Source organism: Paractinoplanes pyxinae (genome assembly GCF_026626335.1).
GTDB lineage: Bacteria > Actinomycetota > Actinomycetes > Mycobacteriales > Micromonosporaceae > Actinoplanes > Actinoplanes pyxinae.
Genome location: NZ_JAPNTZ010000004.1, coordinates 165,667 through 189,595, shown reverse-complemented (window position 1 = coordinate 189,595; position 23,929 = coordinate 165,667). Strand labels below are relative to the sequence as shown.

The following is a 23,929-nucleotide window of genomic DNA, read 5'->3' as shown; positions in this document are numbered from 1 at the left end:
TGAGTTGTGCGGAGGCCAAGATGGACAACGCGGTCGAGGTGCGAGACCTCGTCGTGGAACGCGGCAAGCGAACAGTGCTGCACGGCATCTCGTGCGACATCCCGGCCGGCCAGGTGACCGGCCTGCTCGGCCCCAGCGGCAGCGGGAAGACCACCCTGATCCGGGCCGTAGTGGGCGTCCAGATCGTCCGGTCGGGCACGGTCATGGTGCTGGGTCGCCCGGCCGGCAGCGCCCCGCTGCGGCGTGAGCTGGGCTATGTCACCCAAGCCCCCAGCGTGTACGCCGATTTGTCGGTACGCGAGAACGCCCGCTACTTCGCTGCCTTGCGCGGCCTCGGCGCCACCGAAGCCGACCGCGCGATCACCGATGTGGGCCTGGCCCAGGCATGCAACCAACTGGTGGGAAATCTCTCCGGGGGTCAGCGCAGCCGGGCGTCGCTGGCCTGCGCCTTGATCGGCCACCCGAAGCTGCTGGTGCTCGACGAGCCGACCGTCGGGCAGGACCCGGTGCTGCGGGCCGACCTGTGGGCCCGCTTCCATGAGCTGGCCGCCGGCGGAACCACGCTGCTCGTCTCGAGCCACGTGATGGATGAGGCCGGCCGCTGCGACCGCCTGTTGCTCGTACGGGAAGGGCGTTTGATCGGCGACGACACACCGGCCGCGATCCGCGCGCGATCCGGCACCGACGACCTCGAGGAGGCCTTCCTGAGGTTGATCCGTCAACTCGATGAGGTGGCCGCATGAGCCTGCACATCACCCTTGCCACCGCGGGGCGCATTCTGCGGCAGCTGCGCCATGACCGGCGCACAGTTGCTCTGCTGCTGGTTGTTCCGGCGCTGCTGCTGGCGTTGCTCTATTTCATGTACGACGGGTCGGGCGCGACATTCGACCGGGTCGCCCTGATCATGCTCGGCATCTTCCCGTTCGTGATCATGTTCCTGGTGACCAGCATCGCCATGCTGCGCGAGCGCACCACCGGCACCCTGGAACGGCTGCTCACCACGCCGCTCGGCAAGCTCGACCTGCTGTTCGGCTACGGCCTCGCGTTCGGTCTGGCGGCGGCCCTGCAAGGAGCTCTGGCCACCGGTGCCGCGTACTGGCTGCTGGGTCTGCAGACGACCGGGAGCGCCGGCTTGGTCGTGCTCATCGCGGTCGTCAATGCCGTCCTCGGGGTTGCGCTCGGCCTGTTCTGCAGCGCTTTCGCGCGTACGGAATTCCAGGCCGTACAGTTTCTCCCGGTGGTCGTCGTGCCGCAGATCCTGCTCTGCGGTTTGTTCGTGCCGCGCGAGCAGATGGTCGGCTGGCTCGAGGGCATCAGCAACGCGCTGCCGCTCACGTACGCGGTCGAGGCGCTGGCGCAGGTGGGCATCTCGGCCGACCCGACCAGCACGATGTGGCGCGACCTGGTGGTCGTGGCCGGCGCGGCCGTCATAGCGTTGGTGCTCGCCGCCGCGACCCTGCGACGCCGGACCCCCTGAGGAGCAGTGGATTGGTTAGGCGCAGCGGGCGGCGTCCCGGCAACCAGGACACTCGTACGTCCATCCTGGAGGCCGCCCGGGCGAGCTTCGCCGAGAAGGGCTACGACAAGGCGTCGATCCGGGGCATCGCGGGCGACGCCGGCGTCGATCCGGCCCTGGTGCATCACTACTTCGGCAACAAAGAGAAGCTGTTCCTGGCCGTCATGAACGCCCCGATCAACCCGGGCGAGCTGATCCCGCAGGCCCTGTCCGGTCCCCGCGACCAGGCCGGTGAGCGCCTGATCAGGCTGGCCCTCACCGTGTGGGACTCCCCCGCCGGCGCGGCCGCGCTGGCCGTCTTCCGCTCCGCGCTGAGCAACGAGTGGACGGCGCGGCTGCTCCGCGAGTTCGTGGTCACCCAGATCCTGCGACGCGCGGCCGGCGAGATCATCGACGACCCGGCCGAGGCCCCGATGCGCACCGCCCTGGTCGCCACCCAGATCGCGGGCACGATGGTGGCTCGCTACGTCCTGCGGGTCGAGCCGCTGGCCAGCGCCGAGCCGGAGGTGCTGGTCGCCGCGATCGGCCCCAACATCCAGCGCTTCCTGACCGAACCCCTGCCCGAGGTGTTCAAGCAGCCTTAGGCCAGGCGGCCATGGCCAGCTCCGCGGTGTCGGTGAGCTCGGCCGCCGTGGCGCCGTCGCGGGCCCGCTGGGACATGCCGTGCATGACGGCGGTGAAGTAGGCGGCCAGCTTCCGGGGGTCGGCCGTGGCCGGGATCTCCCCCTCGTCCCGGGCGGTCGTCAGGCGCTTCTCGAACGTGTCGACGCTGGCGTTGCGCAGGTCACGCATGTAGACGGCGACTTCGACGTCGGCCGCGGCGGCGCTGCAGAGCAGGTTGCCGGCCGGGGTCTCGGGGTCGGTGTACATCGCCGCCGCGTCGAGCAGGATGCGGTGGAAGGCGTCGTGAGCCGTGGGCTCGCGCTTCATGGCGGCCCAGACGAACTCGCCCGCCGGGGAGCGCCCGTACGCCTCGATGACCTCGTTGAACAGGGCCTTCTTGTCGCCGAAGGCCGCGTAGAGGCTGCCCGGCCGGATGCCCATGGCGTCGGTCAGGTCGTGGATCGAGGTCGCCTCGTACCCGTTCTGCCAGAACAGGCGGGTGGCGGCGGCCAGCGCGGCCGCCCGGTCGAAGGTCGGCGGCCGTCCTCGCCGCACTTCCGGTGTGGTCACTCCGTCATTTTAGAACGATCGCTCAAAAGATTTGTTGGACGATCACTCAAGAAGGCGTTACGGTGTTCGTGAGCGATCATTCAACAAAGGAGCGGGACATGTCAGCAGCACTGCAGGACAAAGTGGCAGTCGTCACCGGTGGCAGTCACGGGATCGGCCGGGCCACCGTCGAACGGTTCGCCCGCGAAGGGGCCGTCGTTGCCGTCGGCTACGGCCACGACGAGGCGGCGGCCGGCGACACGGTCGAACGCATCCGCAAGGACGGCGGACGGGCCTTCGCCGTACACACCGAACTCGGCACACCGGGCGACGCGGCCCGCTTCTGGGCGGCGTTCGACGAGGCCGGCCGGGATCTCGTGCCCGACGGGAAGATCGACATTCTGGTCCACAACGCGGCCAAGGGCAGCTTCGCCCGGCTGGCCGACCTCGGCGAGGACGAGTTCGACAAGGTCATGGCCGTGAACGTGAAGGCGCCGCTGTTCATCACGAAGCTCGCGCTGCCGCGCCTGCGCGACGGCGGCCGGATCATCAACCTGGCCAGCCTGGCGGCGACCGTGGCCAGCCCCGACCTGCTGGCCTACGGCATCAGCAAGGCGGCGCTGAACACGTTCACCCTCGACCTGGCGGCCGATCTGGGCCGGCGCCGGATCACCGTCAACTCGGTGGCCCCCGGCATCGTCATGACCCGGAACAGCCAATACCTGAGGGACAATCCGGAACTCGCGGAGCAGCAGGTGGCCCGGGTCGCCCTCGGCCGGCTCGGCGAGGCCGACGACGTGGCCGGCATCATCGCCTTCCTCGCCTCGGACGAGGGAGGCTGGGTGACGGGCCAGGTCATCGACGCCTCGGGCGGCACCGCGCTCTGAATCCGGCCGGGGTCAGTCGGTGCAGCGGTGGCAGAGCACCGGGTGCAGCAGATGGGCCAGGTCGTGGCGGTCGGTCACCGGGCGGGGGAAGGCCAGGCGGGCCAGCTTGTCGTCGAGCCGGACCATGAAACCGTAACGGTCCATGCGCACCACGCGGGGATCGGCGACCGGCTGGAACGTCCTGCCGAGCTGGCGGCGGACGTACGCGCTCATCTCCGCCTCGTGGTGGTCGGCCAGGTCAGCGATCAGGTCGAACTCGATCCGGCAGAGCGGGTCCGGGGTGGCCTCGGCGAACTCGTCGACGTCGACGTCGTGCAGGTTCTCGTTGCGTTCGTAGCGCACCTCGGCCACGTCCATGCGGTGCAGCACCTGGCCCTGGCCGACGTCGAGCAGGTCGCCCGAGGCGTCCACCTCGGCGTAGTCGATCGCCGCGGCCCGGGCCTCGTCGCCCTCCAGCGCGGTGGCCCAGCCCGAGATCCACACCCGGCCCAGCGCGGGCGAGCCGGCCATCGGCGGCACGTCCGAGATGTCGAGCACCATCGCGGTGTCGTCGGTGCCCTCCTGCGGGCGGAGGGCAGCGGCGAAGGCGCCGTCGGTGGGCGAGAGCAGGAGCACCCGGCCGTTCGCGTCGGTGACATGCCGTACGGGCAAGGGCCCCGGACGGCAAGCGACGTGCGCGACGCCGGGGAGGTGGCCGGCGGCGAGCGTACGCGCGATCTCGGCGTGGGTGGGCTGCATGGTCAGGACCTCCGGGCACACGTTAGGCTTGCCTTAGTAAGGTGAGGCTAACCGTAACACCAGCCTCAAGCGCAAGTGACTCGGAGACCTGATGAACAACTCCCGACCCAAGGCCAAGCTCTCGCGGGCGCTCGGCATCCCCCTGACGCCGAAGTGCGTGAAGTATTTCGAGAAGCGGCCGTTCCCCCCGGGCGTGCACGGGCGCTCCCGCCGCAAGGCCTCCGACTACCAGGTCCGGCTGCTCGAGAAGCAGCGGCTGCGGCACCAGTACAACATCAGCGAAGCCCAGATGCGCAAGGCGTACGACGACGCCCACCGCGCCGAAGGCAAGACCGGCGAGACGATGGTCAGCCTGCTCGAGCGCCGCCTCGACGCCACCGTGATGCGGGCCGGGCTGGCCCGCACGATCTACCAGGCCCGCCAGCTCGTCGTGCACGGCCACTTCACCGTCGACGGCAAGAAGGTGGACCGGCCGGCCTACCGGCTCAAGCCGGGACAGGTCGTCGAGGTGCGCGAGAGCAGCCGGCAGAAGCCGCCGTTCCAGATCGCGGCGACCGGGGCGCACATTGATGGGCCGACGGCTCCTTATCTGTCCACGGTGCTCGAAGAGCTGCGCACTACGGTCATCCGCCTCCCGCAGCGCTCCGAGATCCGCGTGATGTGCGACGAGCAGCTTGTTGTTGAGTTCTACGCCCGATAGGTCGACTGGGTAGGGGGCACGCGCCGGAGCTGAATTTCTGGCTCCGCTTCGCTTCGCGGGCGATCGCCCCTGGGTAGCTGATGAGGAGGCAGTCGGTTTTCCGCCGTCGCAAACCCCGCGACGTCGGAAAACCGACTGCCTCCTCATCAGCGGGGCGATCGCCGGTGGCCCACAGACCTGGGGCGCACTCATATAAATAAGTGCGGGAGGCTCACGGGGCTGGGGCGCACTAGGTTGCTAGCGGGTTTGTTCCAGCCAGGAGGCGTAGAGCTTGGCGTAGATCGAGTCCTCCTGGGTGACCAACTCGGCGTGGGGGCCTCGTTGTACTACTCGGCCGGCGTCTACGACTATGACCTCGTCGGCGGACTGGGCGGTCGATAGGCGGTGGGCGATGGCTACCGTGGTGCGGCCTCGGGTCACCGTGTCCAGGGCTCGTTGCAGGCGGACCTCGGTGGCGGGGTCGACTGCGCTGGTGGCTTCGTCGAGGACGAGCAAGTCGGGGTCGGCTACGTAGGCTCGGACCAGGGCTACCAGCTGCCGCTCGCCTACACTCAGGGCCTCGCCGCGTTCGCCGACCGGGGTTTCCAGGCCGTTGGGCAGGCCGGTCAGCCAGTCCGAGAGGCCCAGTTCGGTGAAGGCCGTGGTCAGCTGCTCGTCCGTGAGGGTCGGCTTAGCGAAGCGGATGTTCTCGGCGATCGTGGCGTCGAACAGGAAGCCGTCCTGCGGCACCATGACCACCCGCGAGCGCAGGGCGGCGAACTTCACGTTCCGCAGGGGCGTACCGGAAAGCAGAACTTCACCCTCCACGGGGTCCATCAGACGGGTGAGCAGCTTCGCGAACGTGGTCTTGCCGGAGCCGGTCTCGCCGACCACGGCCACCTTCGTACGCGCCCGCAAGGAGAGGTCGACGTCGGCCAGCACGATCGGGCCGCCCGGATAGCGGAACGACACGTCGTCGAAGCGCACCGACAGCGGGCCGGCGGGCAGGTCGACGCCCACCTCGTCCGGGTCCTTCACGTCGGGTTCCAGGTCGAGCACGTCGAGCACGCGCCGCCACCCGGCCACCGCGTTCTGCGCCTCGTTGAGCATGTCGGTGGCGATCTGTACCGGCTGGATGAACAGCGTTACCAGGAACAGGAACGCGGTCAGCCGGCCCACAGTCAGCCCGCCGTCGACCCCGATCAGCACGCCCACGACGACGACACCGGCCAGCGCCAGGCCGGCCCCGATCTCGCCGCTCGAGAAGCTGGTCACGCTTGTGCGCAGGGCCTTCTTCTGGGCCACCTCGAGCCGCCCGATCGACGTGTCGAGCCGCTTCTCGGTGCGCCCGGCCACGCCGTACGCGCGAATGACCATGGCCCCGACGACGCTCTCGGCGATCGCACCCAGCATGACGCCGGTCCGCTCGCGGACCGCGCCGTAGACGGCGGCCAGCCGCTTCTGGAAGAGCCGGATCACCGCCACGGCCGGGCCGAAGGCCAGCAGCACGACGATCGTGAGCTGCCACGAGTAGATGAACATCACGATCGTCGAGACCAGCAGCTGCCCGCTGGCCAGCAGCAACTGCACGCCGCCGGTCTGCAGGAACAGCGAGATCTGGTCGACGTCGCTGGTCACCCGGGACACCATCGTGCCCCGCCGCTCGGACTGCTGGTGCAGCATCGACAGGTCGTGGATGTGCCGGAACGTGCGCGAACGCAGCGCACCGAGCGCCGTCTCACTGACCGTGAACAGGCGCCGGGTCATCAGGTAGCCGGCCAGCGTCGAGATCATCAGCGCCACGAACGTGAACGCCACGACCTCGATCACGAAAGTCAGGTCGGGGCCGCCGGCGCCGCGGATGCCGTGGTCGATGCCCTGCTGCACGGCGATCGGCACGGCCACCCGGCCCGACATCTGCACCACGGCCAGGGCGATCGTGCCGCCCAGCCCGGGCCGCAGCTCGGGCGAGAGCGCCAGCCCGCGCTTGATGGTGGCGTACGTGCCGACGCTCATGCCTCGACCCTTTCGGCCTCGGCCTTCTCGGCCTCCGCCTTCTCGTAGGCGGTGACGAGCTCGGCGTAGCCCTCGTGGGCGGCCAGCAGCTCGGTGTGGGTGCCGGTGGCGACGACCTTGCCCTGCTCGAGGTAGACGACCTCGTCGGCCAGCGCGATAGTGGCCCGCCGGTAGGCGACGACCAGGATGGACGCGCCCGCGTCGTTGCCACGCAGGGAGGCCAGGATGGCCGCCTCCACCCGGGGGTCGACGGCGCTGGTGGCGTCGTCCAGCACCAGCAGGCGCGGGCGGCCGGCCAGTGCGCGGGCCAGCGTGAGGCGCTGCCGCTGCCCGCCGGAGAGCGAGGTGCCGCGCTCGCCGACCGCGGTGTCGAGGGCGTCGGGCAGCTTGGCCACGAACCCGTCGGCCTCGGCCAGGCGCAACGCCGCCCAGACGGCCTCGTCGTCGACGCCGTCCCGTTCGAGCGTGATGTTGCCCCGCACGGTGTCGTCGAAGACGAACGGCAATTGCGGTACGAGAGCAGACGCGCTGGTCAGGCCGGCCTCACTGAGCTCCGGCAGGGGCGTGCCGTCGAGCCGCACCGTACCGGCCCCGGGGTCGACCAGCCGCACGGCGAGCGACGCGATGGTCGACTTGCCGGAGCCGGTCGCACCCACGAGGGCCACCGTCCTGCCCGGGGGCACCTCGAAGCTGACGTCCCGCAGAACCAGGGGCCCGTCGCCGTACGCGAAATCGACCTTGTCGAAACGGAGCGTGGCCGGACCGCTGCCACCCGCCGTGCCCGAGCCGTAGACGAGATCACCCTCCGCCGCCAGCACCGCCTGCACGCGATCCCACCCGGCGACGCTGCGCGGCAGCTCGCCGAGCACCCAGCCGATCGCGCGGACCGGGAAGGCCAGCACGGTGAACAGGAAAGCGACGGTGACCAGCTCGGCCACGGTGATCGCGCCGTTCTGCAGCCGCCACGCGCCGAGCAGCAGCACCGCGAGCGTGCCGACACTGGGCAGCGCGTCCATGACCGGGTCGAACAGCCCGCGCAGACGACCGACCGAGATCAGCGAGTCGCGCAGCTCGTCGACGAACACCTTGAACCGGCGGGACTCGTCCTCCTCGCGGCCCATGGTCTTGACCACCAGCGCGCCGTCGAAGCTCTCGTGGGCGACCGCGCTGACCTTGGCCCGCATCTGCTGCGCCTTGATCTGGCGCGGGGACATGCGCCTCGCGTAGAAGGTGTTCAGCGCGAACAGGGCCGGGAACAGCACCACGCCGACCATCGCGAGCACCCAGTCGGTGAGGAACAGCGCCACCACCGCGGCCAGGATCATCACGATCGTGCCGACTGCGAACGGCAGCGGCGCGATCGGCACGAAGGACGCCTCGACGTCGGAGTTCGCGTTGGACAGCAGGCTGCCGGTGGCGTGCTGCTGATGCCAGGACGGCGGCAGCGACAGGTAGCGCCGGGTGACCGCGCGGCGGTAGCGGGCCTGCAGGCGGAACTGCATGTAACCCGCGCCGAGGCGGCGGCCGAAGATGGTCAGGACGCGCAGCGCGCTGAGGCCGAGGAAGACGGCGGCGATCAGGGCGAGCGTGCCGGAACTGGTGTCGCCGGAGCCGAACGCGGGCACCACGACGCGGCCGATGACGGCGCCCACGACGTACGAGTTCGCGATCACGAGCAGGCCGAAGAGGCTGCTGCCGGCCACACCGATGGTGAACAGGCGTGGTTCGGTGCGAATCGCCTGGCCCAGCACCCGCAGTCCCCGTACCAGCACGTCGCGGCTGGACCTGGTGCTCAAAATTCCTACCTGACTGGTAAGTGTTCGCCGGCGGTTCCGGCCTTACATACCCATCCTGCCGAACCGGTCGGCCTCGTTCACCTTCGTAACATGTGTCTACGATCACGTTTGTGACCGCCTATGCTCAGCGCGAACGCCGCCTGCTCGCCGACCTGCTGCTTCGCCTCGGCCCGGACCAGCCGACGCTGTGCGAGGGATGGACCACTCGCGATCTCGCCGCTCATCTGGTCGTCCGGGACCGCCGGCCCGACGCGGCGGCCGGGGCGATGATCCCGCGGCTGCACGACCATGGGGAACGCGTGCGGTCGCGAACTGCTTCCCGCCCGTACGCCGAGATCGTGCACGAGGTCCGGACCCCGCCCTGGTGGAGCCCCGTGAGCAATCCTCTGCTGGACGAGATGGCCAACACCATCGAATTCTTCGTGCACCACGAGGACGCGCGGCGCGGCCAGCCGGACTGGGAGCCGCGTCCGCTCGATCCGGCCTTCGAGGCGGCGCTGTGGCGCAACGTCAGGCTCACCGGCAAGCTGGTCCTGCGCCGGTCCGGCTTGGCGGTCACGGTCAGTTCCCCCGGGTACGGGTCGTTCACCGTCGGCGACGAGCCGGACAACACCCTCGAGGGCCCACCGGGCGAACTGGCGTTGTTCCTCACCGGCCGCCAGGCTCACGCCCGTGTGACAGTGGTCGGCGACGCCTTGCGCGAGGCTAAGCTGGGTCTGTGATTGGCCCAATTGATCGCGCCTTGATTGGACCAAACGGCGAGCCAATAGGCCCCTAATCTTGGCCCCATGGCTCAGACCTCCGGACTGTCCCTCGCCCAGGGCGCCGCACTCTGCGTGGGCGCCGTCCTCGGCACCGGCGTGATCTCGATGCCGGCGCTGGCGGCCGAGGTCGCCGGCCCGGCCTCGCTGGTCGCCTGGATCGCCCTGATCGTGCTGTCGGCCCCGCTGGCCTGGACGTTCGCGGCGCTCGGGGCCCGGCACCCGGACGGCGGCGGCGTGTCCACGTACGTCCGGCTGGCCTTCGGCCCGCGCCTGGGCGCGGCCGTGGGCTGGTGCTTCTTCTTCGCGGTGCCGCTCGGGGCGCCGGCCGCGACCGCCTTCGCCGGCGGGTACGTGGCCGACGTGGTGGGTGGGGGCCGCACCACGGTGCTCCTGGTCTTCCTGGCCATCGTCGGCACGGTTTTCGTCATGAACTGGTTCGGGCTGCGCGTCACGGGGCGCGTCCAGCTCGTGCTGACCGGCGTGCTGGCCGCGCTGCTGCTGGTCACCGTCGTGGCCGCGCTGCCGCACGTCCGGTGGGACAACCTGACCCCGTTCGCGCCGCACGGCTGGTCGGCCGTCGGTCCGGCGTCGGCCGTGCTGGTCTGGGGGTTCGCCGGGTGGGAAGCGGTCTCGTCGCTGGCCGGCTCCTACCGCAACCCGCGCCGGGACGTGCCCCGGGCCACCGCGATCGCCGTCGTGGTGGTCGGCGCCCTCTATCTCGCAGTCGCCGCCGTCAGCGTGCTCGTGCTGGGCCCGGCGCTCGGCGGCAGCAAGGCGCCGCTGGCCGACCTGCTGGCGTCCGGCTTCGGCGGCCCGGTCCGGGTGATCACCGCCGTGGTGGCGGTGCTGCTCACCGTCGGGGCGGTCAACGCGTACCTGGCCGGAGCCTCGCAGCTCGGGGCGGCACTGGCCCGCGACGGCGCGCTGCCGGCCCGGCTGGCCGGCACACCTCGCAAGGCCCTGCTCGTGATCTTCGGGGGCAGCGTGGTCTCGGCCGCCCTGCCGATCGACCTGCACACCATGCTGCTGCTGGTCACCGGGTGCTTCACGCTCGTCTACGTGATCGGCACGGCGGCGGCGCTGCGGCTGCTGCCGCGCGGCGGCTCGCGGGTCGTGGCCATGGTCGGGCTGGTGTCGGTGGTCGGGCTGCTCTGGCTCAACGGGGCGCCGGCACTGCTCAGCCTCGTGATTGTCGCGGCCTCGCTGGCGTATCAGGCGTGGCGGGCCAGAAGGGTGGCGAAGAGCGCCATCCCCTCGTCGATCAACGCCGGGTCGGTGGCGCCGAACCCGAACACGAAGCCCTGCCTGGTCGGTGAGTCGGAATAGGCCCGCAGATCGTCGAGCGCCAGCCCCTGCTTCGCCGCCGCCGCGACGACCGCGGTCGAGTTGACCCCGGTCGTCGCGGCGACATGCAGGCCGGCCGCGGACGGGACAACGTCCAGTTCGGACATTTCCGCCAAAGATCTCAGAATCGCCGCGTGCCTTTCCCCGTACGCCTTCCCGGCCCGCCGCACATGCCGGGCGAGCAGCCCCTCGTCGAGAAAACGGGCCAGTGCCGCCTGCACGGCCGGCTGCCCGTAGCCGTCGCCGAGCTGGCGGGCCGCGATCAGGGCGTCGCGCAGACCGGGCGGCGCCAGCACGAACCCCGTACGCACGGCCGGCAGCATGCTCTTCGAGAACGTGCCCACATAAAGCACCCGCCCGGCCGTGTCCAGGCTGTGCAGCGGCTCGAGCGGGCGCGCCGAGAAGCGGAACTCGCTGTCGTAGTCGTCCTCCACGATCGCGGCCGGCCGGCAGCGGGCCCACTCCAGCAACTCGCGGCGGCGGGCCAGGCTCATCGCGCGGCCGAGCGGGAACTGATGCGACGGGGTCGTGTAGACCAAACGGCAGTTCGCGGGCAGGCCGGCCACCACGAGCCCCTGGTCGTCGACCGGCACGTAGGTCACGCGGGCGCCGAGCGCGGCCAGGATCCGGCGGGCCGGCGGATAGCCCGGCTCCTCGACCGCCACGATGTCACCGGGTTTCACGAGCACCCGGGCGATCAGGTCGAACGCGTGCTGGGCGCCGTTGGTCACCACCACGTCGGCCGGGGTCGTCCGCACACCCCGGGAGACGCCGAGGTAACGCGCTATCGCCTCACGCAGGCCCGGGTGGCCCGCCGGATCACCGTACGTACCGGGATTGTTGGCCCTCAACCGCAACTCGGCGGTCACCAGGCGCCGCCACGAGTCGAACGGGAAAAGCCCGGCGTCGGGGATGCCGGTCCGGAAGTCGAAGCGCGGACGGCGTACGGCGCCGCTCGTCTCCAGAGGCTGCCAGGCCCAGTCGGCGCGCGGCCGCAGCGGATCGGTCGGCGTCCGGCGGCGCGACTTTTTCTGCGGAACCGCGGCCACAAAGGTGCCGGCGCCGACACGCGACGACAGATAGCCCTCGGCGGTCAACCGCTCGTAGGCGGCGGCGACACTCCCCCGGGCCACGCCCAGATCGGTGGCCAGGGCGCGGGTCGCGGGCAGCCGCTCGCCCGGCGGCAGCCGCCCGTCGACGATCGCCGCGCGCAGGGCCCGGTAGACGGCGGCGGTCTTGCCGTCCGTCCCGTCCAGCCGAATGATCAGGTCCACCAGGTCATTCTCCGCACTATGGCCCAACCGGTATGGCGGCGATCGAGGACCGGCGCGCCTAGGCTCTCCGTATTGAAGTGACAAACGTCAATTCAAGAGCTCCGGGAGAGGATCAGTATGGCGACTCGACGCACCCTGGCCGCCGGCCTGCTCGCCGCGGTCACCGCGGCCGTCGCGGTGGGCACCCCCGCCGCGGCCGCCCCCACGGGCGACCTGCGACTGGCAGGCGCCGCTACGGCGATTCCCGACAGCTACATCGTCGTTCTCCAGCCCGGCGCCAAGACCCAGGCCGCGAGCGTGGGCGGGCAGGTACGGCAGCAGCTGGGCATCATCAACGGCTACGAGGCGAAGATGAGCCAGGCCCAGGCCAAGCGGCTCGCGGCCAGCCCCGGCGTCGCCTACGTCGAGCAGAACCAGACGATCTCCCTGAACGCGACGCAGAACAACGCGACGTGGGGCATCGACCGCATCGACCAGCGCAACCGGCCGCTGAGCACCACGTACACGTACCCGACGACGGCGTCGAACGTCACCGCGTACATCATCGACACCGGCATCCGCTACACGCACAACGAGTTCAGCGGCGGCCGGGCCACGGCCGGCTACGACGCGGTCGGCACGGGCGCCGTCGACTGCAACGGCCACGGCACCCACGTGGCGGGCACGGTCGGCGGCACGACGTACGGCGTGGCCAAGCAGGTCCGCCTGGTCGGCGTGCGCGTCCTGAACTGCTCCGGCAGCGGCACCACGGCGGGCGTCATCGCCGGCGTCAACTGGGTCGGCCAGCAGACGGCCCGCCCCGCGGTAGCCAACATGAGCCTCGGCGGCGGCGTCAGCACCACCTTGGACAACGCGGTCAACAACGCGATCTCCCGCGGCATCACGTTCGCCCTGGCCGCCGGCAACTCGTCGGCCAACGCCTGCAACTCCTCCCCGTCCCGCGTGGCCGCAGCCATCACCGTCGGCGCCACCACCAGCACCGACGCCCGGGCCAGCTACTCGAACTACGGCACCTGCCTGGACATCTTCGCCCCCGGCAGCTCCATCACCTCGGCCTGGTACAACTCGAACACCGCCACCAACTCCATCAGCGGCACCTCAATGGCCAGCCCCCACGTAGCCGGCGCGGCCGCCCTGGTCCTTTCGCGCGACCCCAGCTACACCCCCACCCAGGTCCGCGACAGCCTGGTCAACAACGCCACCACCGGCGTAGTCACAAACCCGGGAACCAACTCCCCCAACCGCCTGCTCTTCGTAGTCCAGTAGCGCTTCGATGCCCGGCTCCGGCTTCTTCCCGGGGCCGGGCATCGTCTTTCCCCTGGCCTCGCACTCTTCGCGCATGGTTCCGCGCACGCAAAGCTGGACGCCGATCTTCCCCTCGCATCGCGGCTTCCACCCGGGCTGACTTCCCGAGCTTCGCCAGCAGAACCACAAGGTCAAATTCAGGATGTCGTAGCGGGGTGGTGGGTACAGACCGTCGCTCCCGCCGAGGACCGCGGCGGGCCGAGCTGGCCGCTGGCGCGTCCAAAACGCTCACCCCACCACGGCGACGTGCGTGAGTGGTTGCGCCCAAGCCCAACACCCAAGTCGCGCGCAGCCTCAACCAGCCCGACCCGGCACGATGCAGCACGGCCCTCAACCAGCCCTCCGCTCATCCGACCCGGCAGATCGCAGCGCAGCCCGACGCAACCACCACGGCTGGCGGTGCCGAAGCGGATTGTCCGGGTGTCGAGGAGATCCGGGAGGCGCGGATCCCGTTCCGCGTGCAGCAGGGCCGAACGCGTTGACGCCGCCAAAGCGTCGACCGCACACCCGAGTGAGCAATGACGCACGGCAATTTGCGAGCGGCCCGGCCACCGCGACCGCGACCGCGCGCTAAGTGGTCCGCCGCCGCCAGCAGCTCAGCACCGACATCAGCCACCTCGCCGACCTGCTCGGACCCTCGGTCACCGCTATCGCCCCCGCCCGGCGAGCCACAAACGGCCCAGCGTCCCGACGAACGCGACGACGTCGCCGGGCAACCGCTGGTCACGACCGGCGGAGATCACCAGCGGCTCGCCTCCGAAACGGCGTTCGCCATGCTCTGAGGCGTCGCCCCGCAACCGGCAACACCGCCCCGCTCGAAGTCGCAAGCTCAACCGTGGCAGCGACCGGCAGGCCGACGCGCCGCCCGCCGAGCCCAAGCCCGGGCCACCGCCTGACGGCACTGGCGTGAGCCGAACCGGCAACGCCGCACTAGTGGGCGGCCTCTCGAAAAACCGTCGGCAGCCTTCTTGGAGCGATGGCGTTGAGGGTACGCCGCTATCGAAGAACGAGGGCCGCGTTGTCCACAGGCGAGGGCGTCCCGCATCGAGCGGCCGGCCAGACCTGTGGACAAAGTCAGTGAACCTCGCCAAGGCCCGGCCGGAGGGCATCGATGCTGGCCCGAAGTGTGGGGGAACAGGGCGGGAAGCGAGGTTCGTTGATGCCTGAAGTCGGCGGACATCGGATGCAGTACATATCCTCCATGGCGTGACCATGAGATTGCGGAACGTGTTCTGGTCCGGGGTGGCGCCGTGAGCACGTTGTGGCGCAATCGTGAATTCACTCTGCTGTGGACGAGTCAGAGTTTGTCGGATCTGGGCGGGGCGATCGCCACGCTGGCGATACCGCTTTTGGTTCTCGACGTGACCGATTCGGCCGTCAAGGCGGGCGCGGTCGGTACGGCGGCGCAGGTGGCCAAGCTTGTCTGCCGGCTGCCGTCGGGGGTGCTGGCCGATCAGCTGAACCGGCGCCGGGCCATGCTCACCTGCGACGTCATCCGGCTGGTGGCGTTCGCGGCCCTGGCCCTGGCCGTCGCCACCGGGCGGGCGGGGCTGACCGAGATCGTCGTGGTGGCCCTGATCGACGCCGTCTGCGGGTCACTTTTCAATACGACGGAGCATGCGGCCCTGCGCAGCATCGTGCCGGCCACTCAACTGCCCGCCGCCGTGGCCCGTAACGAGGCCCGCAGTTACGGCACCTCGCTGGCCGGGCCGCCGCTCGGCGGTGTCCTGTTCGGTCTCACGCCGGCGCTGCCTTTCGTGGGGAACGCGCTGTCCTATCTGGCCTCGCTCATCGGCATCGCCCTGATCCGCAAGCCGTTGCAGGCGGACCGGCCGCGCGAGCACGCGGGGCACCGCGCGGCCCTGCTGCAGGGGTTGAGCTTCGTCTTCCGCAACCCGTTCCTGCGGACCGTCCTGGTCGTCGCCGCACCCCTGAACCTCGCGCTGTACGGCTCGATGTTCACGATCATCGTCACGTTGCAACGGCATGAGGTGCAGCCGGGGGTGATCGGCCTGACCGAGACCATCGTCGGGGCGGGCGGGCTGATGGGCGCCCTGGTCGCGCCCACGCTGCAACGCTGGTTGTCGTTCGCCGTGCTGATCCGCGGCTTGTGCTGGGCGGCGACGCTGTTCCTGGCGGTCAGCGCCTTCCTCACCTCCAGCGTGGCCGCGGCCGCCCCGATCGCGCTCGCCATCTTCGTGGGGCCGGCCTGCAACGCCGCGCTCTTCGGGTATCAGGCCGCCATCACTCCGGACCACCTGCAGGGCCGGGTGCTGAGCGTCATCTTCCTGGCCGCCATGTCGGCCGCCACCGTGGCGCCGCTGCTGGCCGGCGTCTTCGTCACGGCCTGGGGCGCACCGATCAGCATCGCGCTCTTCGCGGCGACCGTCTCGGTGTCGGCGCTGACCGCTTCCGTCGCCCCGGCGATCCGTGACATGAAGCCCATCGAGTCGATCACCCCCTGACCGGCATGCCGCCGGGGACGGCTCAACGGTCGTCGGCCAGCCGGTGGCGGTACTCGCGCATGGCCAGGGCGTACGTCTGCTCGTCGAGGGTCCAGTCGGCGTCGCCCGGTTCGCCGGCGCCGCGGTTGAGCTGGGTCTGCAGCGTCATGACGGCCGAGGAGAGGCCGCTGAACGGGCGCCCCCGCCACAGCTGCTCACCGGCCGGCGCCACCTCGACCAGGTCGTCCTCGACGAGGAGCAGGCCCGCGCCGGCCAGGCGGCGCACCGACTCTTCGAGTTCGGCCCGGCTGGGCACGCTGTGGTGCAGGAAGTCGGCCGCGGCGAGCAGGTCGGCCAGGCTGGCCCCGACCATGGGCAGGGCGGCGTGCTGGGCCCTGTCCCGCTCGAGGCGCTCGGCGATGACCGCGGACACGAAGATCCAAGCGTCGTTCCACTGCCAGTCACCAGCCCCCATGCGGCAATGATGCCGTGCCGCCGGGGTCCCGGGAAGCGAATGTGTCGTGATGATCACAAAGCTGTGACCGAGGATCTTGTGTGCTAAACCGAATCAGTAGGCGGATCGCCGGGCGAATCCCTCAGTCCTTTGTGGACGCGGGCGCGGCGTGAGTGAACGTGAGCCCGGGCCGCGCGGCGCCGCCCACGGTGCACCAGGGCAGGAACAGATGCACGAGCGGGCCGATGGCCAGAGCGTACGCGACGGTGCCGATGCCGACCGTGCCGCCGAGCAGGAATCCCACTCCCAGGACCAGCACCTCGATCGTGGTGCGGACCAGCCGGATGGACAGCCGGGGGAAGCGCCCGACGATCCCGGTCATCAGCCCGTCGCGCGGGCCGGGACCGAACCGGCTGCCGATGTACAGGCCCGTGGCCAGTCCGTTCAGCAGAATGCCGCCGACCAGATAGCCGATCCGGGCCGGGATCGTCCCGCCCGCCGGCAGCACGCTCAGGGCGGCGTCGACCGCGAAGCCGACCACGACGATGTTGGCCAGCGTCCCGAAGCCCGGGCGCTGGCGCAGCGGGATCCACAGCAGCAGGATCGGGATGCCGAGCAGGATCACCACCAGGCCGAAGCTGATCCCGGTGACCTTGGACAGACCCTGGTGGAACACGTCCCACGGGTTGAGGCCCAGCGCCGACTCGACCATGAACGCCATGCTCACGCCGTACAGCACCAGCCCGGCGAAGAGCTGGACGGTGCGCCGGACGAGACGACGATCTCTGTTGTCACTGGGGTCCATGAATGCCACTCTGAAGGCCAATTGTGCGAAGCTGAAGAGCCAATTCGCCGGAGGTGGATGTGACGACGACGATACGCGGGGGCCAATTGGCCCGGCTGCTCGGTCAGTGGCATTCGCTTCCGGGTCGTCACCGCAGCCCCGACTACGCCGCGCTCGCGGCCGCCGTACGGGGCCTGCTGTCTGACGGCCGGCTTCCTTTGGGCGTACGTCTTCCGGCCGAGCGGGAGCTGGCCGAGGCCCTCGCCGTGAGCCGCACGACCGTCAGCGCGGCGTACCGCACCCTGCGCGAGACCGGCCACCTGACCAGCCGCCGCGGCGCCGGCAGCTGGACCACGCTGCCCAACGGCCACCGCGTCGCCACCTCCGGCCTGTGGACGCCCGACGACGACCGCAACGTGATCGACCTCGGGGTGGCCGCCTCCGCCGCCCCGCCCGAGCTGGTGCCGGCCGCCCGCGCCGCCGCCGACGACCTGCCCCGCTACCTGGGCAGCGCCGGCTACCACCCGACCGGCCTGATCGAGCTGCGCGAGGCGGTCGCGGCCGGCTACCAGGCGCGCGGGGTGGCCACCTCGGCCGAGCAGATCCTGATCACCGGCGGCACTCAGCAGGCCCTCGACCTCGTGCTCCGGCTGCTGGCGCCGCCCGGATCACCCGTACTGGTGGAAGCCCCGACCTATCCGAACGCGCTGGCCGCCCTGTCCGCGCGCCGGGCCCGGATAAGCACGCACGGGCTGGACACGGCGACCGGCTGGGACGGCGAGATGCTGCTGGGGGCGCTGCGGCAGACCCGGCCGCGGCTGTCGTACGTGATCCCCGAGTTCCACAACCCGACCGGGCACCTGATGCCGGCCGAACTGCGCGAGCGCATGGTCGCCACGGCTCACAGCACCGGCACCGACCTGGTCGTCGACGAGTCCTGGGTCGACCTGCAGCTGGACGGGGACGGGATGCCGCCGCCGGTGGCCGTGTTCGACCGGCACTCGCGGGTGGTGTCGATCGGCGGCCTGAGCAAGGGCTACTGGGGCGGCCTGCGGATCGGCTGGGTGCGCGCCTCGGCCCCGCTGGTGCAGCGCCTGGCGGCCATCCGGGTCGGGGTCGACATGGCCAGCCCGGTGCTCGAGCAGCTCGTCGCCGTGCGGCTGCTGGAACACGCGCCCAAGATCCTCAGCGACCGCCGGGCCGAACTCCGGCAGCAACGCGATGTGCTGGCCGCGGCGGTGATCGAACTGCTGCCCGAGTGGCGTTTCGTGCTGCCGCCGGGCGGGGCGACGATCTGGGCCGAACTCGACGGCCCCATCTCGAGCGCGCTGGCGAGGGCGGCCGAGGACGTGGGCGTACGGCTGGCTCCCGGCCCCCGCTTCGGTCTGGACGGCACCCTCGAGCGCTACCTGCGCCTGCCCTTCGCCCTGCCGTCCGACCAGCTCACCGAGGCCGTCCGCCGCATCGCCTCGGTCCGCCACGACCTCGACCGGGCGACGATCCCTTCCTGGCGTACGCCTTCGGTCATCGCCTGACCCGGGGCTCACACCAGCCAGGCGCCGTCGCGCATCAGTTCGCGGCCGGGCAGTTCGTTCTCTTCACGCCAGGCCAGTACGCGGGCCGGGCGCAGCACGAGGAAGACGTACGCCTCGCCGGCCTCCCGCGGATCCCAGTCGTTCTGCTCCGCGTAGGCGGCGCCCTCGTCCACCGCTTCGGCCACCGGCAGCGTCGCCTCCAGCTCGGCCTCGATCAGGATGACGTCGCGGGTCGGCCCGAAACCGATCCGGGCCCGCCCGTTGGCGGCGATGTTGCGGACCGTCGGCGACTTGCGCCCGGTGGCGAGCAGCAGGCGCTCCCGGAACCAGGCCAGCGTGAACGGCACGAGATAGGGGCCGCCGTCGCCGGCCGTCGCCACCCAGGCGTCGGCCACCGGAGCGCTCAACCGCGCGAGCACGTCCGCCTTGCGCTGTTCCTTCGACCGCGGATCGTCAGCCATCGCCGCAGCCTACGACGAAACGGCCGGGGCGGTGGCCCCGGCCGTACGCGCGAGAAGTGCAGGGTGCGGACCGTCAGATCTGCGCAAGCGAACCCGCGTACATCTTGTCGATCTGCTCGGAGAAGTTGGTCTCGACCGACCGCCGCTTGATCTTCATGGACGGGGTGATCTCGCCGGCCTCGATGCTCAGGTCGCGGGGCAGGATGGCGAACTTCTTGATCGTCTCCCACCGGTTGAGCTTGCTGTTCAGCTCTTCCACGTAGCCGGCGACCATCTTCTCGGTCTCGGGCGCGGCCACGATCTCTTCGTAGCTCTTGCCGGACAGCGGTCCGCTCGCCGCCCAGCCCTTGATCGCGTCCTCGTCGAGCGAGATCAGCATGGTCACGAAGTTGCGGGCCTGGCCGACCACGACCGCCTGCGAGGTGTACGGGCAGACCGCCTTGAACTGGCCCTCGATCGCGCTGGGCGCGATGTACTTGCCGCCGGACGTCTTGACCAGGTCTTTCTTGCGGTCGGTGATCGACAGGAAGCCGTCCGCGTCGAGTTCGCCGATGTCGCCGGTGCGCAGCCAGCCGTCCTCGGTGAACGCCTCTTCGGTCTCTTGCGGCAGGTTGTGGTAGCCGCGCATGACCGGGGCGCCGCGCAGCAGCACCTCGCCGTCGGTGTCGATCTTGCATTCGAGGTCGCCCAGCGGCAGGCCGACCGTGCCGATCTTCAGCTTCTCGAGCCGGTTGACGAAGTTGGCCGCGCTGCTCTCGGTCAGGCCGTAGCCCTCCATGATCGGCAGGTTGGCCGCCGCGAAGAACTCGGCGATCTCGCGGCTGAGCGGAGCCGACCCGCTGACCAGCACCCGCAGCCGCCCGCCGAGGCGGGTCTGCAGCTTCGAGAAGACCAGCCGCTCGGCCACGCCGAACTTGAGCTTGAGCCCGGCCGGGACCGGCTTGCCGGCCTGTTCGAGGGCGACCTTCTGCTTGCCGGTGGCGACGGCCCAGTGGAAGATCTTGGCCTTGGCCCCGCCGCCGGCCAGCGCCGTGGTGACGGTCTTGTTGTAGACCTTTTCGAAGATGCGGGGCGCCGCGCACATCAGCGTCGGCTTGACCACCGCGAGCATGTCGACCAGCTTGTCGACGCGGCCGTCGACGTAGGTCGGCACGCCGACGTGGATGATGCCGCAGAGCAGCGTCTTGCCGAACGAGTGCGACAGCGGCAGCCACAGGTACTGCAGGTCGGACGACTCGAACAGACCGAGGCCCTGCTGGGCCACGCCCTCCCACGTCCAGCCCGAGTGCAGCAGCTGCACACCCTTGGGGCGGCCGGTGGTGCCCGAGGTGTAGATGAGGGTGGCCAGGTTGTCGGGGCCGATCGACTCGACGACCTCTTCGATCAGCTTCGGCCGCTCGCGCAGGACGGCGGCGCCCCGCTCCTCGAGCTCGGCCAGGGTGAGCTGGGGCGGCGTCGCGCCCGCGTCGGCCAGCCCGTCGATGAGCACCACGTGGGTCACGTCGGTCTCGACGCCGGCGATCTTCAGCGCCTGCTGCGCGTTCTCGGCGAAGAGCACCTTGGAGCCGGAGTTGGAGACGATGTAGCTCGCGTCCTCGGGCTCGGTGGTCGGGTAGACCGTGGTGGTGGCGGCGCCGGCGGCGTTGATGCCGAGATCGGCCAGCACCCACTCGTACCGCGTGCCGGACAGGATGGCCACCCTGTCCTCCAGGCCCACCCCGAGGTCACGCAGGCCCGCCGCGATGGCCGAGGCCCGTTCACCCACCTGCGCCCACGTGTACCACACCATGCCCGTGTCGTCGGCGTTCGGCACCGCGAAGGCCTGGCCGTTGGGGGTCGCGGCCACGCGCTTGAAGAACATGTCGGGGATCGACCGGTAGGGAACCTCGAGAGCCATCGGCGCCGCCTTATGGTCAGTCGTGCGGGGGGATTTAACTTTTGTGTTACCGCAGAGTATTGGGACGGTGGCGGGAGGGCTAGTGCCGCCCCGGCGCCGCTAGCGATCAAGCAGCATCACCGCAAGTGTATCGACCGCCACATCTCATCGTCCCACGACGTGAAACGCGCATTTCCCCACCAAAGTACTTGCCCCCAGGCAGGCATTTCTCAGCACATTGCCAGCTTCAGCGGACGGGATTGCCCGCCTCGCGCAGCGACTGCTTGACCTCGCCGATCGACAGGTCACCGAAGTGAAAGACGCTTGCGGCGAGTACGGCGTCGGCCCCGGCCGCCACGGCCGGCGGGAAGTGTCCGACCGCTCCCGCGCCGCCGCTGGCGATGACCGGGATGTCGACGACCTTCCGGACGGCGGCGATCAGGTCGAGGTCGAAACCGGCCTTGGTGCCGTCGGCGTCCATCGAGTTGAGCAGGATCTCGCCCGCGCCCAGTTCGGCCACCTTCGCGGCCCACTCGATGGCGTCGAGGCCCGCGCTGCGCCGGCCGCCGTGCGTGGTGACCTCCCACCCGCTGGGCTGCTCGGAAGATCGGCGCACGTCCAGCGAGAGCACCAGAACCTGATTGCCGAAGCGCTGGGCGATCTCTTCGATCAGCGACGGCCGGGCGATGGCCGCCGTGTTGACCCCGACCTTGTCGGCGCCGGCCCGCAGCAGCACGTCGACGTTCTCGACCGAGCGCACGCCGCCGCCCACGGTGAGCGGGATGAAGACCGATTCGGCCGTACGCCGCACCACGTCCAGCATCGTGCCGCGATCATCCGAGGACGCGGTGACGTCGAGGAACGTCAGCTCGTCGGCGCCCTGAGCGTCGTACGCGGCGGCCAGCTCGACCGGATCGCCGGCGTCGCGCAGGTCGACGAAGTTGACCCCCTTGACGACGCGGCCCGCGTCCACGTCGAGGCAGGGAATCACGCGCACGGCAACCGTCATGCCTCAACCCTAACGAGGCGGGGCGCCCGGAGCTTGACGAGGCCCAGCAGGATGCCGCCGACCACGAGCACTGCCCCGGTCACCTCGACGGCGGTGATCCGCTCGCCCAGGAAGATCGCCGCCGAGGCCAAGCCGAAGAACGGCACGAGCATCGAGAACGGCGCGACGGTCGAGGCCCCGTACGTCTGAAGCAGCCGCCCCCACACCGCGAAGCCGGCCAGCGTCGAGATCAGCGCGACGTAGAGCAACGCCGCCAGCGCTTCCAGATCGAACGCCCGCAGCGCCGCCAGATCGGCCGACGGGCCGTCCACCAGCAGCGACAGCACGATCAGGGGACCCGACGCGACAGCGCTGGCCCAGACCATGAACCGCAGCGTGTCCGGCGGGGACGCCTTGCGGGTGGCGATGTTGGACAGCCCCCAGGCGGCGGCCGCCCCGACGATCAGCAGGAACGCCCCGAGCCCGGCCCCCATCCGGGTGGCCACCAGGGCGACCCCGGCCGCCGCGACCAGCAGCCCGGCGATCTGGACCGGACGCGGCCGCTCGCGCAGCAGCAGCACCGCGAAGACCATCGTGAAGACGGCCTGGCTCTGCAGCACGAGCGAGCTCAGCCCGGCCGGCATCCCGGCCGCCATGCCGCCGAACAGCAGCGAGAACTTGGTGACGCCGAGGATCAGCCCGACGGCGACGATCCACCGCCACGGCACCTGCGGCCGGCCCACGAAGAACACCGCCGGGAACGCGGCCAGGGTGAAGCGCAGCGCGTTGAACAGCAGCGGCGGGAAGTGGTCGAGGCCGGTCTCGATGACGACGAAGTTGAAGCCCCAGACGGCCATGAGGCCCACGGTCAGGGCGAGATCACGCGGTTTCACTCCCTCAGCCTGGCCACGGCGACCGTTAAGCACCATCGAAATTTGCTACACCCAAGATGTAGCGTGGCTGCATGATGGATCTGGGCCGCCTGCGCGCCCTGCACGCCGTGGCCAGCTACAAGACGGTGCTGGCGGCGGGCGAGGCGCTGCACTGCACCCCGTCGGCCGTGTCGCAGCAACTGGCCAAGCTCGAGCGCGAGACGGGCGCCACACTCGTCGAGAAGGACGGGCGGCGGCTGCGGCTCACCGAGGCCGGCCGGGTGCTGGCCCGGCACGCCGAGAAGGTGCTGGCCACGGTCGACGAGGCCGAGGCGGCCCTGGCGGCGCACCGCGACACGGTCGTCGGGCGGCTCACGGTGGCGGCGTTCGCCACGGCCTGCCGCGCCCTCCTGCCGTACGCGCTGCATCGCCTGGCCCTGGAGCATCCGCAGCTCAGCACCGGGCTGGTCGAGGTGAACCCGCACGAAGGCCTCGAGGTGCTGCACCGGGGGCACGCCGACCTGGCCGTGCTCGACGACTGGCCCGAGGTGGCCCTGCGCTATCCGAGCGGCGTCACGCACGTCGAGCTGGGCTGGGACGTGGCCGACCTGATCGTGCCCAGCGGCCACCGCTTCGGCGACACCGTGCCGCGGTCGAAGCTCGGCGACGAACGGTGGATCGCGGCCCCGGCCGGCGACGTCTGCCACCAGTGGCTGCTGCGCGCGATCCCCGGCGTGCAGCCCGACTTCCACGTCGGCGAGTTCGAGACCCAGCTGACCCTGATCGCGGCCGGGCTCGGGGTCGCCGTCATCCCCCGGCTGGCGCGGTCGAGAGAACTTCCCCCGGGCGTACGCGTCGTCCGCGTCACCCCCGAGCCGAAGCGCCGGGTCGTGGTGGCGTGGCGCGAGGCCTCCACGGCCCGCCCCGCCGTGGGGGCGGCCGTGGCGGCCCTGCGCGAGTCGTGGAGCCGGGCCGTCGACGCCCAGTAGGCGCGCGGATCAGGCCCTTTTCTGCAGCCGGCGCGTCGAACGCCTGACGCACCGG

General features: G+C 70.7%; 22 protein-coding genes. 11 read left to right on the top strand and 11 right to left on the bottom strand.

Annotated features, from left to right (window positions below):
• The first annotated feature begins 20 nt into the window (after positions 1-20).
• Genes OWR29_RS12050 through OWR29_RS12040 form a run of 3 tightly spaced genes read left to right on the top strand, consistent with a single transcriptional unit; the run spans position 21 to position 2,100 of the window.
• The gene (locus OWR29_RS12050; protein ID WP_267563254.1) at positions 21-743 is read left to right on the top strand and encodes an ABC transporter ATP-binding protein; all 723 of its coding nucleotides are present in this window, start codon (positions 21-23) and stop codon (positions 741-743) included.
• On the top strand, positions 740-1,477 hold the full coding sequence (locus OWR29_RS12045) for an ABC transporter permease (RefSeq protein ID WP_267562778.1): 738 nt from the start codon (positions 740-742) through the stop codon (positions 1,475-1,477). The genes OWR29_RS12050 and OWR29_RS12045 overlap by 4 nt, the downstream gene beginning before the upstream one ends.
• Before the next feature lie 11 nt (positions 1,478-1,488).
• A complete protein-coding gene (locus OWR29_RS12040) occupies positions 1,489-2,100 on the top strand; it encodes a TetR/AcrR family transcriptional regulator (protein ID WP_267562777.1) in 612 nt (203 codons plus the stop codon).
• Here OWR29_RS12040 and OWR29_RS12035 read toward each other — a convergent pair.
• Positions 2,087-2,689, bottom strand: a complete 603-nt coding sequence (locus OWR29_RS12035) for a TetR/AcrR family transcriptional regulator (RefSeq protein WP_267562776.1) — start codon at positions 2,687-2,689, stop codon at positions 2,087-2,089. The genes OWR29_RS12040 and OWR29_RS12035 overlap by 14 nt on opposite strands.
• Before the next feature lie 98 nt (positions 2,690-2,787).
• Here OWR29_RS12035 and OWR29_RS12030 point away from each other — a divergent pair, with 98 nt between their 5' ends.
• A complete protein-coding gene (locus tag OWR29_RS12030) occupies positions 2,788-3,555 on the top strand; it encodes an SDR family NAD(P)-dependent oxidoreductase (protein WP_267562775.1) in 768 nt (255 codons plus the stop codon).
• 12 nt (positions 3,556-3,567) lie between these two features.
• On the opposite strand, the gene OWR29_RS12025 is transcribed toward OWR29_RS12030, so the two are convergent.
• Positions 3,568-4,293 carry a DUF2470 domain-containing protein gene (locus tag OWR29_RS12025; RefSeq protein ID WP_267562774.1) on the bottom strand — a complete coding sequence of 242 codons (726 nt, stop codon included), beginning with the start codon at positions 4,291-4,293 and terminating at the stop codon, positions 3,568-3,570.
• A 91-nt stretch (positions 4,294-4,384) separates the two neighbouring features.
• Here OWR29_RS12025 and rpsD point away from each other — a divergent pair, with 91 nt between their 5' ends.
• Entirely contained in the window at positions 4,385-4,993 is a 609-nt protein-coding gene (rpsD, locus tag OWR29_RS12020; RefSeq protein WP_267562773.1) for a 30S ribosomal protein S4, read from the top strand.
• Between the two features lie 237 nt (positions 4,994-5,230).
• Here the strand turns inward: rpsD and OWR29_RS12015 are convergent, their stop codons facing one another.
• Both OWR29_RS12015 and OWR29_RS12010 read right to left on the bottom strand, forming a co-directional pair.
• Positions 5,231-6,988, bottom strand: a complete 1,758-nt coding sequence (locus OWR29_RS12015) for an ABC transporter ATP-binding protein (protein WP_267562772.1) — start codon at positions 6,986-6,988, stop codon at positions 5,231-5,233.
• The gene (locus tag OWR29_RS12010) at positions 6,985-8,784 is read right to left on the bottom strand and encodes an ABC transporter ATP-binding protein (RefSeq protein ID WP_267562771.1); all 1,800 of its coding nucleotides are present in this window, start codon (positions 8,782-8,784) and stop codon (positions 6,985-6,987) included. The genes OWR29_RS12015 and OWR29_RS12010 overlap by 4 nt, the downstream gene beginning before the upstream one ends.
• Positions 8,785-8,894: 110 nt before the next feature.
• On the opposite strand from OWR29_RS12010, the gene OWR29_RS12005 reads away from it, so the two are divergent.
• Positions 8,895-9,506: a TIGR03085 family metal-binding protein gene (locus OWR29_RS12005; RefSeq protein ID WP_267562770.1), complete on the top strand. Its 612-nt coding sequence runs from the start codon at positions 8,895-8,897 to the stop codon at positions 9,504-9,506.
• Between the two features lie 66 nt (positions 9,507-9,572).
• Positions 9,573-10,874 carry an amino acid permease gene (locus OWR29_RS12000; RefSeq protein ID WP_267562769.1) on the top strand — a complete coding sequence of 434 codons (1,302 nt, stop codon included), beginning with the start codon at positions 9,573-9,575 and terminating at the stop codon, positions 10,872-10,874.
• Here OWR29_RS12000 and pdxR read toward each other — a convergent pair.
• A complete protein-coding gene (gene pdxR / locus OWR29_RS11995; RefSeq protein ID WP_267562768.1) occupies positions 10,760-12,166 on the bottom strand; it encodes a MocR-like pyridoxine biosynthesis transcription factor PdxR in 1,407 nt (468 codons plus the stop codon). The genes OWR29_RS12000 and pdxR overlap by 115 nt on opposite strands.
• Before the next feature lie 117 nt (positions 12,167-12,283).
• Between pdxR and OWR29_RS11990 the strand changes: the two genes are divergently transcribed.
• The gene (locus OWR29_RS11990) at positions 12,284-13,432 is read left to right on the top strand and encodes a S8 family peptidase (RefSeq protein ID WP_267562767.1); all 1,149 of its coding nucleotides are present in this window, start codon (positions 12,284-12,286) and stop codon (positions 13,430-13,432) included.
• A 1,289-nt stretch (positions 13,433-14,721) separates the two neighbouring features.
• Positions 14,722-15,936 carry an MFS transporter gene (locus OWR29_RS11985; protein WP_267562766.1) on the top strand — a complete coding sequence of 405 codons (1,215 nt, stop codon included), beginning with the start codon at positions 14,722-14,724 and terminating at the stop codon, positions 15,934-15,936.
• Between the two features lie 22 nt (positions 15,937-15,958).
• Here the strand turns inward: OWR29_RS11985 and OWR29_RS11980 are convergent, their stop codons facing one another.
• Both OWR29_RS11980 and yczE read right to left on the bottom strand, forming a co-directional pair.
• Complete coding sequence (locus tag OWR29_RS11980) at positions 15,959-16,390, bottom strand: hypothetical protein (RefSeq protein WP_267562765.1); 432 nt, start codon at positions 16,388-16,390, stop codon at positions 15,959-15,961.
• Between the two features lie 121 nt (positions 16,391-16,511).
• On the bottom strand, positions 16,512-17,174 hold the full coding sequence (yczE, locus tag OWR29_RS11975) for a membrane protein YczE (RefSeq protein WP_267562764.1): 663 nt from the start codon (positions 17,172-17,174) through the stop codon (positions 16,512-16,514).
• 59 nt (positions 17,175-17,233) lie between these two features.
• On the opposite strand from yczE, the gene yczR reads away from it, so the two are divergent.
• Entirely contained in the window at positions 17,234-18,688 is a 1,455-nt protein-coding gene (gene yczR, locus OWR29_RS11970; protein ID WP_267562763.1) for a MocR-like transcription factor YczR, read from the top strand.
• Positions 18,689-18,696: 8 nt separating this feature from the next.
• Here the strand turns inward: yczR and OWR29_RS11965 are convergent, their stop codons facing one another.
• From OWR29_RS11965 to OWR29_RS11950, 4 genes are all read right to left on the bottom strand, one after another.
• Positions 18,697-19,149 carry a pyridoxamine 5'-phosphate oxidase family protein gene (locus OWR29_RS11965; protein WP_267562762.1) on the bottom strand — a complete coding sequence of 151 codons (453 nt, stop codon included), beginning with the start codon at positions 19,147-19,149 and terminating at the stop codon, positions 18,697-18,699.
• Positions 19,150-19,222: 73 nt separating this feature from the next.
• Positions 19,223-21,046 (bottom strand): AMP-dependent synthetase/ligase, encoded by a 1,824-nt coding sequence (locus OWR29_RS11960; RefSeq protein ID WP_267562761.1) that lies wholly within the window; start codon positions 21,044-21,046, stop codon positions 19,223-19,225.
• A gap of 226 nt (positions 21,047-21,272) precedes the next feature.
• Positions 21,273-22,034: an imidazole glycerol phosphate synthase subunit HisF gene (hisF, locus tag OWR29_RS11955; protein ID WP_267562760.1), complete on the bottom strand. Its 762-nt coding sequence runs from the start codon at positions 22,032-22,034 to the stop codon at positions 21,273-21,275.
• On the bottom strand, positions 22,031-22,906 hold the full coding sequence (locus OWR29_RS11950) for an EamA family transporter (RefSeq protein ID WP_267562759.1): 876 nt from the start codon (positions 22,904-22,906) through the stop codon (positions 22,031-22,033). The genes hisF and OWR29_RS11950 overlap by 4 nt, the downstream gene beginning before the upstream one ends.
• 71 nt (positions 22,907-22,977) lie before the next feature.
• On the opposite strand from OWR29_RS11950, the gene OWR29_RS11945 reads away from it, so the two are divergent.
• Positions 22,978-23,874, top strand: coding sequence for a LysR family transcriptional regulator (locus OWR29_RS11945; protein WP_267562758.1), 897 nt, complete (start codon positions 22,978-22,980; stop codon positions 23,872-23,874).
• The last annotated feature ends 55 nt before the right edge of the window (positions 23,875-23,929 follow it).